The 13,756-nt window shown below is 70.9% G+C and carries 11 protein-coding genes; 4 read left to right on the top strand and 7 right to left on the bottom strand.

Going from position 1 to position 13,756, the window contains the following annotated elements; all coding sequences use genetic code 11:
* Nucleotides 1–31: 31 nt before the first annotated feature.
* Entirely contained in the window at nucleotides 32–454 is a 423-nt protein-coding gene (locus tag ASD35_RS24255) for a universal stress protein (RefSeq protein WP_056877553.1), read from the bottom strand.
* A 149-nt stretch (nucleotides 455–603) separates the two neighbouring features.
* Here ASD35_RS24255 and ASD35_RS24250 point away from each other — a divergent pair, with 149 nt between their 5' ends.
* From ASD35_RS24250 to ASD35_RS24235, 4 genes are all read left to right on the top strand, one after another.
* The gene (locus ASD35_RS24250; protein ID WP_056877552.1) at nucleotides 604–3,276 is read left to right on the top strand and encodes a bifunctional acetate--CoA ligase family protein/GNAT family N-acetyltransferase; all 2,673 of its coding nucleotides are present in this window, start codon (nucleotides 604–606) and stop codon (nucleotides 3,274–3,276) included.
* 250 nt (nucleotides 3,277–3,526) lie between these two features.
* Complete coding sequence (chrA, locus tag ASD35_RS24245) at nucleotides 3,527–4,879, top strand: chromate efflux transporter (protein WP_056877551.1); 1,353 nt, start codon at nucleotides 3,527–3,529, stop codon at nucleotides 4,877–4,879.
* Between the two features lie 64 nt (nucleotides 4,880–4,943).
* Entirely contained in the window at nucleotides 4,944–7,415 is a 2,472-nt protein-coding gene (locus ASD35_RS24240) for a PAS domain S-box protein (protein WP_056877550.1), read from the top strand.
* A gap of 2 nt (nucleotides 7,416–7,417) precedes the next feature.
* Nucleotides 7,418–8,005 (top strand): alpha-ketoglutarate-dependent dioxygenase AlkB, encoded by a 588-nt coding sequence (locus tag ASD35_RS24235; RefSeq protein ID WP_056877549.1) that lies wholly within the window; start codon nucleotides 7,418–7,420, stop codon nucleotides 8,003–8,005.
* Here the strand turns inward: ASD35_RS24235 and ASD35_RS24230 are convergent.
* The 6 genes from ASD35_RS24230 to rhaS form a co-directional block, all read right to left on the bottom strand.
* Nucleotides 7,986–8,570 carry a Sua5/YciO/YrdC/YwlC family protein gene (locus tag ASD35_RS24230; RefSeq protein ID WP_056877548.1) on the bottom strand — a complete coding sequence of 195 codons (585 nt, stop codon included), beginning with the start codon at nucleotides 8,568–8,570 and terminating at the stop codon, nucleotides 7,986–7,988. The two genes, ASD35_RS24235 and ASD35_RS24230, sit on opposite strands and share 20 nt — an antisense overlap.
* Before the next feature lie 63 nt (nucleotides 8,571–8,633).
* A complete protein-coding gene (locus tag ASD35_RS24225; RefSeq protein ID WP_056877547.1) occupies nucleotides 8,634–8,891 on the bottom strand; it encodes a hypothetical protein in 258 nt (85 codons plus the stop codon).
* Between the two features lie 134 nt (nucleotides 8,892–9,025).
* A complete protein-coding gene (locus ASD35_RS24220; RefSeq protein WP_056877546.1) occupies nucleotides 9,026–10,021 on the bottom strand; it encodes an ABC transporter permease in 996 nt (331 codons plus the stop codon).
* Entirely contained in the window at nucleotides 10,018–10,986 is a 969-nt protein-coding gene (locus ASD35_RS24215) for an ABC transporter permease (RefSeq protein WP_056877545.1), read from the bottom strand. The genes ASD35_RS24220 and ASD35_RS24215 overlap by 4 nt, the downstream gene beginning before the upstream one ends.
* Entirely contained in the window at nucleotides 10,983–12,554 is a 1,572-nt protein-coding gene (locus ASD35_RS24210; protein ID WP_056877544.1) for a sugar ABC transporter ATP-binding protein, read from the bottom strand. The genes ASD35_RS24215 and ASD35_RS24210 overlap by 4 nt, the downstream gene beginning before the upstream one ends.
* Nucleotides 12,526–13,524 (bottom strand): rhamnose ABC transporter substrate-binding protein, encoded by a 999-nt coding sequence (gene rhaS / locus ASD35_RS24205; RefSeq protein ID WP_056877543.1) that lies wholly within the window; start codon nucleotides 13,522–13,524, stop codon nucleotides 12,526–12,528. Before rhaS ends, ASD35_RS24210 begins: the two co-directional genes overlap by 29 nt.
* Nucleotides 13,525–13,756: the final 232 nt, after the last annotated feature.

Genomic DNA, 13,756 nt, shown 5'->3' with positions numbered 1-13,756 from the left:
GCCCTGGCACGCCGCGGGCGGCGGTTGCCGGCTACCGGATCAGCAGCACCGGCACCCGAGTGCACGCCAGCAGCCGCGCCGACACCGAACCCAGCAGCGCACTCGCAAACGTGCCGTGGCCGTGGGAGCCCATGACCAGCAGGTCGGGTGCTTCCTCGCCGACGATCTCCGTCAGCGTGTCGCCCGGATGGCCGACCGCATGGCGTTCGCGCAGGCGCCAGCCCTGCATGCGGGCGAACTCCCGCACCGGCTTGAGCACCTTCTCGCCCTCGTCGACGTAGTACTGCCGCAGCGTCTCTGCCGGGAGGAAGCGGGCGGCATGCGGCGGCACCGCGGCCGTCACGTTCGCGGCGATGAACTCGTTGTCCTTGCCCACCAGTTCATCGTGGGCCGCGAGATGACCGAGCATGCGCTTGGTGTAGGCGCTGCCATCGACTGCGAGAACGATCCTCATGGGCCACCCCTTGCGCTCAACCGCTGGAGGGCACGATGCTGCGCGCCGCCCCGCGGCCCGACCTTGCGTTTGATCAAGGGAACGCATACCTCCGCGGCGCTTGACGCTGCGCAAGGCGGCCACCAGGGCCCGCCGACACCATGCGACGCATGACGCAACGCCATCTCGACCGCCTGCTCTCCCCGCAATCCGTTGCCGTCTTCGGCGCCTCGGACAAGCCCGGCCGGGTGGGCACCACCGTGTGGCAGAACCTCGTCAGCTTCGAGGGGCCGGCCGCGCCCGTGAACCCGCGGCTGGCGACGCTGGCCGGCGTGCGCTGCTTCGCCGGCGTGGCGGAACTGCCGTTCACGCCCGACCTGGCGGTGCTGTGCACGCCGCCCGACACCATCGCGCCGCTGATCGCCCAGCTGGGCGCGCGCGGCACGCGCGCCGCCATCATCGTCACGGCCGGCCTCACGGCGCAGCAGAAACAGGCCGCGTTGGAGGCCGCGCGGCCGCACACGCTGCGGCTGCTGGGCCCCAATTGCATCGGCCTGCTGAGCCCGCACAGCGGGCTGAACGCCAGCTTCACCCAGGCCAACGCGCTGCCGGGCGAGCTGGCCCTCGTGTCGCAGTCCGGCGCGCTGCTGACCGCGCTGCTGGATTGGGCCAACGCGGAGCGGATCGGCTTCTCGCACCTGGTTTCGCTGGGCGAGCATGTCGACGTCGACTTCGGCGACCTGCTGGACCACCTGGCCACCGACCGGCACACCCGCGCCATCCTGCTGTACATCGAGAGCATCACGGCGCCGCGCAAGTTCATGTCGGCGGCACGCGCTGCGGCGCGCGCCAAGCCGGTCATCGTCGTCAAGGCCGGCCGGGTGCCGGCGGGCATGCGCGCCGCGGCCTCGCACACCGGCGCGCTGGCGGGCGAGGACATCGTCTTCGACGCCGCCATCCGCCGCGCCGGCATGCTGCGGGTCGACACGCTGAACGAGCTCTTCATCGCCGCACAGACGCTGGCGCGCTTTCGCGACAACCCGAGCCGGGACCTGATGGTCATGACCAACGGCGGCGGCGCCGGCGTCATGGTGGCCGACGCCGCCGCCCCGCTCGGCGTGACGCTGGCCCGGCCGGGCGCGGCGCTGATGCGTCGGCTCAACGCCGTGCTGCCGGCCCAGTGGTCGCATGGCAACCCCGTCGACATCATCGGCGACGCACCGGCGCAGCGCTACGTCGACACGCTCAAGGCGCTGTTCGACGCGCCCGAGGCCGGCGCACTGCTGTTCGTGCATGCACCGACGGCCATCGTGCCGAGCGTGGACATCGCGCAGGCCTGCGCGCCGCTCATCGCCGCGCACCGCGGGCGCGTGCTGAGCTGCTGGCTGGGCGGCGACACGGTGGCGCCGGCGCGGCGGCTCTTCGAGCAGGCCGGCATTGCCGGCTACGAGACGCCGGAGGAGGCGGTGCGTGCCTTCTCGCTGATGCAGACCTACCGGCGCAACCAGGCGGTGTTGCGCGAGACGCCCACGGCGACCGCCAATGCCGAGCCGGACCGCGCGCGTGCGCGCCGCATCGTCGAGGCGGCGCTGGAAGCCGGGTCCGAATGGCTGGACGAGATCGACGCCAAGGACCTGCTGGCCGCCTACGGCATCCCGGTGGTGGCGACGCTGCGCGTGCCCGCGTCGCCTGCTGCCGCCGCCGAGGCCGCAGGCCGCATCGACGGGCCGGTGGTGCTGAAGGTGGTGTCCCCCGACATCCTGCACAAGTCCGACGCCGGCGGCGTGCGCCTGGACCTGCGCGGTGCCGAGGCGGTGCGGGCAGCGGCCGAGGACATGCTGGCCCATCTGCGCGCCACGCGCCCGGAGGCCGTCATCCAAGGGTTCAGCGTGCAGGCCATGGCGCAGCGGCCGCATGCCAAGGAGCTGATCGCCGGCGCGCACGTCGATCCCATCTTCGGCCCCGTGCTGCTGTTCGGCCAGGGCGGCACCGCCGTCGAGGTGCTCGGCGACCGCGCCATCGCCCTGCCGCCGCTGAACCGCACGCTGGCGCGCGAGCTGATCGGCCGCACACGCGTGGCCAGGCTGCTGGCGGGCTATCGCGACCATCCGCCCGTGCGCATCGATGCGCTGTGCGACGCATTGATCGCCCTGGCCCAGCTGCTGGCCGACCAGCCCGAAGTCGCCGAACTGGACATCAACCCGCTGTGGGCCGACGAGCATGGCGTGCTGGCGCTGGATGCGCGGGTGCGCCTGTCGTCGCTGGCGCCATCGGGCATGAAGCGCTTCGCCGTGCGGCCCTATCCGGCAGAACTGGTGCGCAGGCTGCACTGGCAAGGGCGCATGCTGCTGATGCGGCCCATCCGCCCGGAGGACGAGGCCCAACACCGCGAGTTCCTGGAGGCTGCCGACCCTGAGGACCTGCGCATGCGCTTCTTCCAGGCGATGCACCCGCTGTCGCACGACGACCTCGCCCGGATGACGCAGATCGACTACGAGCGCGAGATGGCCTTCATCGTCGTCGACGAGCATGCGCAGGACGGCCCGTGCACGCTGGGCGTGGCGCGCCTGGTGCGCGACCCGGACAACGTCGACGCCGAGTTCGCCGTGATGGTGCGCAGCGACCTCAAGCGGCGCGGCCTGGGCCGCCTGCTGATGCAGGCCCTGCTGGACCATGCGCTGGCCAACGGCACGCAACGCCTGGTCGGCCACGTGCTGCGCGAGAACCGCGCCATGCTGGGCCTGCTGAAGACGCTGGGCTTCGCGAGCGAGCCCGACGCGGACGAGCCCGGCGCGATGGTGGTCGCGAGCCGCGCGGTACGCCCGCCGGCTGGAAGCGCCTGAACCGCACCAGCCAAGAAAAACCCTTCGGTCGGCCGAGCCGGCCCGAAGGGTTGAATCCACCCGAGGAGGGAGGAGGAGACAAACAATAACTCGACGTTAACGCGCGCGGCCCGGCCTGACCAATCAAGTTTTCGATCAAAGCCATAACAAAACTGTCATGCGTCATAAGCTGCGGGCCGTCGCGGCACCGGGCGTGCCGGCGGCGGTGCCTCTACATTGCGTAGCCTGAACGCACCCGCCCGCAAGCCCCTTGGACACCGCCCCCTCCCCCACCACGGCACCGCCGGACGTCGGCTTCTGGGAAGCCCTGCGCTTCTGGCTCAAGCTCGGCTTCATCAGCTTCGGCGGCCCGGCCGGGCAGATCGCCATCATGCACACCGAGCTGGTGGAGCGGCGCCGCTGGATCAGCGAGAAGCGCTTCCTGCATGCGCTGAACTACTGCATGCTGCTGCCCGGCCCCGAGGCCCAGCAGCTGGCCACCTACATCGGCTGGCTGATGCACCGCACGCGCGGCGGGCTGGTTGCCGGCGCACTGTTCGTGCTGCCGTCGCTGTTCATCCTGATCGCGCTGTCGTGGGTCTACCTGGCCTACGGCAAGCTGCCGCTGGTGGCCGGCCTGTTCTACGGCCTCAAGCCCGCGGTGACGGCGCTGGTGGTGCACGCCGCCCACCGCATCGGCACGCGGGCGCTGAAAAACGGCTGGCTGTGGGGCATTGCCGCGGCGGCCTTTGCCGGCATCTTTGCGCTGGACCTGCCCTTCCCGTTCATCGTGCTCGGCGCGGCCGCCATCGGCCATTTCGGCGGGCGCTGGGCGCCGGAGGTGTTCGCCGTGGGCGGCGGCCATGGCGCGGCCCAGCGGGGCTACGGGCCCGCGCTCATCGACGACGGCACGCCCACCCCGCGCCACGCCCGCTTCAGCCGCGGCCGGCTGGCGCGGGTCATCGGCATCGGCGCCGGACTTTGGCTGGCCGCCATGGCCGGCCTGGTGGCGACGCAGGGCTTGAACGGCGCCCTGGCCCAGATGGGCTGGTTCTTCACCAAGGCGGCGCTGCTGACCTTCGGCGGCGCCTATGCGGTGCTGCCCTATGTCTACCAGGGCGCCGTCGAGCAGCACCACTGGCTGACCGGCGCGCAGATGATCGACGGCCTGGCGCTGGGCGAGACGACGCCCGGCCCGCTGATCATGGTGGTCGCCTTCGTCGGCTTCGTCGGCGGCTGGACGCGGCAGCTGTTCGGGCCCGATGCGCTCTTCCTGGCCGGCACGGCGGCGGCCTGCGTCGTCACCTTCTTCACCTTCCTGCCGTCGTTCGTCTTCATCCTGGCCGGCGGGCCGCTGATCGAGTCGACCCACGGCAAGCTGAAGTTCACCGCACCGCTGACGGCCATCACGGCCGCGGTCGTCGGGGTCATCCTGAACCTCGCCTTGTTCTTTGCCTGGCATGTGCTGTGGCCCGACGGCTGGGCCGGGCGCTTCGACTGGGCCTCGGCGCTGATCGCCATCGGCGCCGGCGTGGCGCTGTTCCGCTTCAAGCTGGGCGTCATGCCGCTGCTGGCGCTGTGTGCGCTGGTGGGCCTGGCGGTCACCCAGCTGGCGGGGCGCTGACGCCGGCGTCAATTGCGCTGCCGTCCGGGCTCAGGCACGATAGACGCGCTTATGGCACAACGACGTGGTCTCTGAACTCGCCGACCCCGAACGACTGGCGCTGCTTCGCTCGCTGGACCTGCTGCGCCCGCACGAGGACGCGTCGTTCGACCGGGTGACGTCCATCGCCGCACTGGCGACCGGGCGGCCGACGGCGCTGATCACCTTCATCTCGCCGCAGGGCCAGTGGATCGCATCCAAGGTCGGATGGGGCCGCCTGTTCCATCCGCTGTCGGAATCGTTCTGCATCCACGCGCTCGGCAGCGACCAGCTGCTGCAGGTGTGCGACGCGAGCCGCGACCCGCGCTTCCACGACAACCCGCTGGTCACCGGCGATTCGGCGGTGCGGTTCTACGCTGGCCAGCCGCTGGTCTTCGACGGGCACCTGCTGGGCGCCGTGTGCGTGCTCGACAACGAGCCTGGCGAGCTGACGCCGGAACAGGCGGCGCTGCTCAAGCATCTGGCCGACCTCGTGGCCGACCTGCTGCGTGTGCGGCTGGAACGCTCCCAGGCTGAGCAGGAGCGCGCCCGGGGCGCCACGCTGATGGAGGCGCTGGCGCGCTCCGAGGTGACGTTGCGCGAAAGCGAGGAGCGCTACCGGCTGCTGTGGCAGACCACCACCGACGCAGTGCTGATCATCGACGACACCGGCCTCATCCGCTTCGCCAACCCGGCGCTGGAGACGGTGTTCGGCCAACGCCCCGCCGACGTCATCGGCCAGCCGCTGGCGGTGGTGCAACCGGAACGGTTGCGCGACGCGCACCTGCGCGGTTTTTCCAGCTACCTGCGCACCGGCCGGCGCAAGCTGGATTGGCGGGCGACGGAGACGGTCGGCCTGCGGGCTGACGGCACGGAGCTGCCGATCGAGGTGGCCTTCAGCGAGCTGGCGGTGGGCGGGCGGCGGCATTTCGCGGCGTTCATCCGCGACCTGTCGGAGCGCAACCGCGCGCAGCTGGCGTTGCGCCACAGCGAGGCGCAGTTCCGTTCGCTGACGGCGCTGTCGTCCGACTGGTACTGGGAGGTCGACGCGGACTTCCGCTACACCTTCATCTCCGACGGCGCCAGCCGCAGCGGCATGCTCGACCCCGGGCAGATGCTCGGCAAGCACCCGTGGGAGGTGCGCACCGGCGCCGACAGCCAGAGCTGGGAGCGGCAGAAGGCCGGGCTGTTGCGCCATGAAGCCTTCCGCGACTTCGAGATGATGCAGACCGGCCCGGACGGCGCGACGCAGGTGCTGCGCATCAGCGGCGAGCCGGTCTTCGACGACAAGGGCGGCTTTGCCGGCTACCGCGGCGTCGGCCGCAACGTCACGCAGGAGCGCCGCGCCGAGGAGGCCCGCCGCGAGCTGGAGGACCACCTGCGCGAGACCCAGAAGCTGGAGGCCATCGGCGTGCTGGCCGGTGGCATCGCGCACGACTTCAACAACATCGTCGCGGGCATCCTCGGCAACACGCAGCTCGCGCTGGGTGACCTCGACCCCGGACATCCGGCGGTCCAGAGCCTGCAGCAGATCCGCAAGGCCGGCCTGCGCGCGCGCGAGATGGTGCAGCAGATCCTGACATTCGCACGGCGCCGGCCCAAGCGACCGGCGCACTGCGAGCTGGGCGAGCTGGTCGACGAGACGATGGGGCTGCTGCGCGCGACCGTTCCCACGTCGGTCAAGATCGAAGCGGTGCTGCCAGGCCGCCCTCTGCGAGTCTTTGCCGATGCGACCCAGGTCGAGCAGGCGCTGATCAACCTGTGCGCCAATGCCTGGCAGGCGATGTCGGGGCGGCCCGGGCACATCGAGATCGCGGCCGAGGAGGTGATGCTGGACGGCGACGCCGCCGACCGCATCGGCAGGCTGCCCGCCGGGCGCTACGTGCACGTGCGGGTGCGCGACGACGGGCCGGGCATGGACGACGCGACCATCAAGCGCGTGTTCGAGCCCTTCTTCACGACCAAGCCCGAGGGCGAAGGCACCGGCCTGGGGCTGTCGGTCGTGCACGGCATCGTGTCGGGGCATGGCGGCGCGGTCACGGTCGACAGCAGCGTCGGCAAGGGCACCACCTTCCACATCTGGCTGCCGGCGGACGACGCCACCCACGTCACCGAACCCGTGCCGCTGGAGGCACGCTCCCCAGACGGCGCCGGCCGGCACGTGATGTACGTGGACGACGATGAGGTGATGATCCTGATGGTGGCCCGGCTGCTGGAACGCACCGGCTACCGGGTGACCGCCTTCGAGCAGGCGGTCGACGCCATCCGCGCCTTCAAGAGCGCGCCGTGGGAGGTCGACGTGGTCGTGACCGACCTGAACATGCCCGGCCTCTCGGGCCTGGACGTGCTGCGCGAGATCAACGCGGTCCGCCCGGGGCTGCCGGTCATCATCGGGTCGGGCAACCTGCCGGCGGAGCTGCTGATGGACGCCGAGGGCGTGGGCGTGCGCGCCACATTCCACAAGCAGAACACGCTGGAAGAGCTGCCCGCGCTGCTCGCAGAAGTCCTGGGCATCTGACCGTGGGACAGGCCGCGCTGTTCGACGACCTCCTGCCTTCGCCACAGGCGCTGCCCGAGGGCCTGGTGTACGAGACCGGCTTCCTGGACGCGGCCGAGGAGGCCGAGCTGATCGGGCTCATCGCCCGAATGCCACTGAAGGAGGCGCAGTACAAGAGCTACACCGCACGGCGGCGCGTCGTCAGCTATGGCGGCAGGTTCGACTACGACACCAACGAGCTGCTGCCCGCCGGCGCGCTCATCGAGGAACTGCACCCGCTGCGCGCGCGCGTGGCCCGCTGGGCCGGCGTCGAGCCGGAAGCACTGGCGCATGTGCTGGTAGCCGAGTACCTGCCGGGCACGCCGCTGGGATGGCACCGCGACGTGCCGGATTTCGAGGCGATCTTCGGCGTCTCGCTGGGCAGCAGCGCGCTGCTGCGCCTGCGGCCTTATCCGCCACTGCGTCCCAGGCGGGAAGACATCGTCAAGCTGCCCGTGGCGCCGCGCTCCATCTATGCGATGCGCGGCACCGCCCGCTGGGCGTGGCAGCACAGCGTCGCGCCGGTGGACGCGACCCGGTGGTCCATCACCTTCAGGACCGCGCGCCGGTGAGCTGCACGTGCGCTGGCCGCGCGCGCCCGGCGTCGCCCAGGTGGAACAGGGGCCCGACATCCAGCGCCAGGTCGATGCCGTCGCGCCATGCCGGCGCCAGCTGCTCGACCGTCGCCGCGCCGTCCGCGGGCGGCGACAGCAGCAAGGCCTCGTCGATGAATGCCAGAAGCCCCTGCGTGGCGGCGTGGCCGCCGAAGTACAGCACCGCCATCGCCCGTGGCGATGACAACCGGTGCGGCACGCGCTTCGTGCACGGCAGCACCAGCGTGGCTGCCCCGGGCTCGCCGCGGCGGATGGCGCGAAAGGCAGCATCGTCGATTCGCACATAGACGGCCGCCTGCGCCACATCCCGGCACAGCAGCACGGCCAAGTCGCGCGGCGACTGCCCCGCCAGCCGACGCAGCTTGGTACTCGCGCTCTTGTCGTCGAGCCGGCATGCGAGCAGGTAGCCCGCCGCAGTCGGCAACACGGCCACGCCGCCCGCACGGATGACCGCCGCGGCATGCATCAGCAGCCGGGGTTGCGGATTGTCCGGGTGGACGGCGTAGCGCAGGAAGCGGCTCATGGGGTTATCGGAAGTGGCGGCACGGCACCGCGGCACCTCCAAGCGCCACGGTGCCCATGCTCGTCAGCGGCGTTGCTGCTGGCCTTGGCCTTCTTCGCGGTTCGAGCCCTCGTTGCGATTGCCCTGCTCACGAGAAGCTTCCTGGCCGCCCTGCCCATCCTGGCGTTGCTGGCCGCCTTGCTGGCCCTGGCGTTGCTGCTCGGCTTGCTGCTGGTTCTGGCCTTCGCGCTGCTGGTTCTCACGCTGCTGGCCTTGCTGCTGCTGGCCGGTGCTCCCTTGCTGGCCGCGTTGGCCTTCCTCGTTGCGGTTTTGCTGAGTCATGTCAATCTCCGTGGGTTATGCCGGCGAAGTGCCGACACCCCCCGGAGGCAAGGCAGGTGCCTGCCTCGCCGCCCGATACCGCAGCGGCCGCGCTGGCAAAGCCGGTCGCGTGACCCTCCCGCTTGCGGCAAGCCTTACGGCTTCAAAACCGTTGAATGCGAGCGGCGTGCCGTCGCCCGCGCGAGCCTGGCCGCCACGCGCGGCAACACCATCGCGCCGACGAACAGCCCGCCCACGACGGTGGTCATCACCATGCCCGACACGTTGAGCATGCCCAGCGCGAACGTGAAGCTCCCCAGCAGCACGGTCGCGAACAGCACGCCCACGAGGCTGCCGCGGCCGCCCTGGATCGCCACGCCGCCCAGGATGACGACCGTGATGGCGTCCAGCTCCCAGCCGAGCGCGAGGTTGGGCCGCGTGCTGCCGATGCGGCCGGTCAGCTGCACGGCGGCCAGCGCCGCCATCAGGCCCGCCACGGTGAACAGCAGCAGCCGGTAGCGCTGCACCGCGATGCCCGAGAAGCGCGCCGCCACGGGGTTGGCGCCGATGGCGTAGATGCGGCGGCCATGCACCGTGCGGTGCTGCAGCAGGATGAACACCGATGCCACGACCAGCATGACGCCGCACTCGATGGGCATGATCAGCCAGGGCCAGCCCACCAGGTCGCCCAGCGTGCCGTTGCCCCACTGGCTCAACCACTCCGGATAGCCGGTGATCGCCTCGTCACCCAGCAGCACCAACGCCAAGCCGCGGTACAGCGACAGGGTGCCGATGGTGACGACGATGGAAGGCAGCTGCCAGCGTGTGACCAGCCAGCCGTTGAAGGTGCCGCAGGCGATGCCGCAACCCAGGGCTGCGCCGACCATGCCGGCCGCGCCGGTGCCGGCCTGCATCGCGTAGCCCATGGACAGTGAGCACAGCGCCATCGTCGCGGCGATGGACAGGTCGATCTCGCCAGCGATGACCAGCAGCGCCATGGCCATCGCGAGCAAGGCCTTCTCGGACATGTGGGTCGTGCTGTCGGCGATGGCATAGGGCGACGCGAAACCGTCGATGCCCAGCCCGAAGCCGACGTAGACGGCGACGATCAGCGCCGCCAGCACCCATTCCCAGGAGCCCCAGGCTTTCATGTGTCACCTCGCCTCGGCAGGATCTGTTGCCCCGGCTGACGCTGCGCGCGCGAGTTCAGCAGCACCGAGACCAGGATGGCGGCGCCGGCGATCGCCTGCTGCCAGAACGGCGACACGTGGATCACCGGCAACGCTGCATTGATGACGCCGATCAACAGCACGCCCATCAGCGCCCCGCCCACCGTGCCGACGCCCCCCGCGATGCTGACGCCACCGATGACGCAGGCCGCGATCACGGTGAGTTCAAAGCCGGCCGCAAGTTCGGTGAAGGCGATCGCATAGCGGCCCACCCACAGCAGACCCGCCAGCCCGGCCAGCGCGCCAGACAGCGTGTAGGCCATGCGGATGCGCCGCGCCACCGGGATGCCCACGACGCGTGCGGCGGCGGGATTGCCGCCGCACGCGTAGAGGTCGCGCCCTTCGCGGCGCCAGCGCAGCAACCACCCGCCGAGCGCCGCCATCGCCGCGGCGAACCACACCAGCAGCGGCAGGCCCAGCAGCTCAGAGCGCGGCAAGGCCTTGATGGCCGCGTGGATGTCCTGGTCGTTGACCCAGGCGCCGCCGCTGACGACGAAGACCGCACCGCGGTAGACCGACATGGTGCCCAGCGTGACGACGATGGCCGGCAGCTCGAAGCGCGTGATCAGCCAGCCGTTGAGCGCGCCCTGCGCCGCACCCAGCGCCAGTGCCAGCACGATCAGCACCGGCGCGCCGGCCCCCGGCCAGAGCTTGCCGGCCAGTGCCACCAGCATGCCCGTCAAGGCCAGGTTGGACGCCACGGACAGGTCGATGCCCCGGGTGAGCAGGACGGGCATCTGACCGATGACCAGGATGGCCAGCAGCGCGGAGTCGTTGGCGATGTCCAGCGCGTTGCGCGGGGTCAGGAACACAGGGGAGCGCCAGCCCACGGCCAGGGCGATCGCCCCGATGATGGCGGCCAGCGCCCATTCGCGGCGCAGCCTCATGCGGCCCTCCCACCCTGCAGCGCCAGGCCGGACGCCGCGGCCACGAGGGCCTCGGCGTCGGCCTCGCCGCGCTGGAACTCGGCCACCTGCCGGCCTTGCCTCATGACCACCACGCGATGCGCCAGGTGCATGACCTCGTGCAGCTCCGAGGACACCAGGATGACCGCCAGGCCCTGCGCCACCAGTTCGGCCACGAGCTGGTAGACCGCCTGCTTGGCGCCGACGTCGATGCCCTTGGTCGGTTCGTCCAGGATGACCACGCGCGGCGCCAAGCCCAGCCACTTGCCGATGATGGCCTTCTGCTGGTTGCCGCCGGACAGGCCCGACAGCGGCGTGTCCTGGCTCGCGGTCCTGATCTTCAGCCGGTCGATCAGTCCTTGCGCGAAGGCGCTCTCGCGAAGCGCGGACAGCCACGGGCCGCGCGAGAACCGGCCCGCCACCGCATGCCGCGGCCCGGCCAGCGCGGCCAGGCTGAGGTTGTGCCGCACCGAAAAGTCGAGGATGCCGCCCTGGCGCTGGCGCTCCTCCGGCACGTAGGCCAGCCCCAGCGCGATCGCGTCGGCCGCATCGCGGATGCGCCGCTCCTGGCCGTCTACCAGAATGCTGCCGCGGGCCAGCGGCTTGAGCCCCATCAGCCCCAGCATGACCTCGCTGCGCCCCGCGCCGACCAGGCCGTAGAAGCCCAGGATCTCGCCGCGCCGCAGCGCGAAGCTGATGCCGTCGAACTCGGTCGGGTGACTGAGGTCGCGCACCTCGAGCACGGTCGCGCCGGGCTGCGTGTCGATGTGCGGATAGACCTGCTCGATGCTGCGCCCCGCCATCAGGCGCAGCAGCTCCGGCTCGCTGGTGTCCTGCATGCGCCCGGCGCCAACCGAGGCGCCGTCGCGCAGCACGACGTAGCTGTCGCAGACCGCGAACAGCTCGTCGAACTTGTGCGAGACGAACAGCACCGCCACGCCGCGATCGAGCAGCCCGCGCACCAGGCCGTAGAAGTCGCGGATCTCGGCCTGCGACAGCGCGGCGGTGGGCTCGTCCAGGATGACGACACGCGCCCGCTGCGACAGCGCCCTCGCGATTTCGACCAGGTGCCGCTGCGCCAGGCTGAGCTGCCGCACCGGCGTCGCGGCGTCGAAACCCGCGCCCACCTCGTCCAGCGCCGCCTGCGCCAGCCGGTTCATCGCGGTCCAGTCCACGACCTGCAGGCCGGCCGGCCCGCGCATGGGCTGCCGGCCGATGAAGATGTTCTCCGCCGCCGTCAGCGCCTCGAACATCACCGTCTCCTGGTGCACGGCCACGATGCCGGCCGCCCGGGCGGCATGCGTGTCGTGCAGGCGCAGCGGCCGGCCGTCCAGCAGCAGTTCGCCGGTGTCGGGCGGGTGAACGCCGGTGAGCACCTTGACCAACGTCGACTTGCCGGCGCCGTTCTCGCCGATCAACGCCAGCGCCCGGCCGGGCCTGAGTTCGAGGTCCACGCCGCGCAGCGCGTGCGTGGGCCCGAAACGTTTGTGGATGCCCCGCAGGCTGAGCACCGCGGCCGGGTCAGAAGAACTTGGCGAACTTGTCGACATTGCCGGCGTCGTAGGTGAACGGCTCGGCCATGACGGCCTCGTTGTTCGCGTCGAGCGTGACCGTGCCGACACGGCCGACGCCTATCCTGGCGCCCTCACCCACCGTCGCCTTGCCGGTGACCAGGCCGTGGGCGATGTAGACGGCGGCGTAGCCCAGGTCGATGGGGTTCCAGATGGCAAAGCTCTTCACCGCCCCGCTGCGGACGTGCCCGGCCATCTCCGACGGCAGCCCCAGCCCGGTGACGAAGACCTGGCCCACCTTCTTCTCGTCCTGCACGGCCTTGGCCGCGGCCGCCACACCGACGGTCGTCGGCGCGACGATCGCCTTCAGCTTGGGATGACTCTTCAGCAGGCCCTGCGCCTCGCGATAGCTCTTGTCGGTCTGGTCGTCGCCATAGACCACGCCGACCAGCTTCAAACCCTGCGCGCCGGGCTGGGCCAGCGCCTTCTTCATCTCGGCGATCCAGAGGTTCTGGTTGGTGGCCTGCGCCGTGGCCGACAGCACGGCGATCTCGCCGCTGTTGCCGATGGCATCGGCCGTCAACGCCACCAGCTTCTGGCCGATCAGCGCATTGGACGATGGCGCGAGATGCACCAGGCGCCCATCCTTGCGCACCGCCGAGTCGAACGACACGACCTTGATGCCGCGCGCCATGGCCTTCTTCAGCACCGGCACCAGCGCGTCGGGGTCGTTGGCGGACACCATGATGGCCTTGACGTTCTGCGCGATCAGCGTGTTGATCACCTCGATCTGCCCCTCGGCCGTGGCCTTGGCCGGGCTGGCGAGGACGATGTCCACGCCGAGCGCCTTGGCCGCCTCGAGCGCGCCCTGGTGTGCGGCGATGAAGAAGCCGTTGCCCGAGCTCTTGCCGACCATCGCGATCTTGTCGGCAGCCCGCGCGGCCTGGGCGGCAAGGCAGGCAACGCCTGCGGCAAGGGCGATCATCAGCGTGCGGCGACGGAGGTTCATGAGGTGTTCCTGGAAAGACATGGCGAAGCGGTGCGCCCATGCCGGGTGCCCAGCCGCAGGCTAGCCGGTGTCGCCGCGCAGATGTGGAGCCCGGCGGGCCTGGACATACAACGAGCACATGTTTGACCGAAATCGGCAGCCTAGGGATGGCCCCGATGCGACGTCTGCCGTGGGGTCGGGCGGCCGCAGAAACGACAAACCCGGCGCAGGGCCGGGTCTGAAGACTTCGAGT

It is taken from the genome of Pelomonas sp. Root1444 (assembly GCF_001426885.1).
GTDB lineage: Bacteria > Pseudomonadota > Gammaproteobacteria > Burkholderiales > Burkholderiaceae_C > Pelomonas.
Note: the sequence above shows the minus strand (reverse complement) of the source record. Positions and strands in the feature narration are given on the sequence as shown.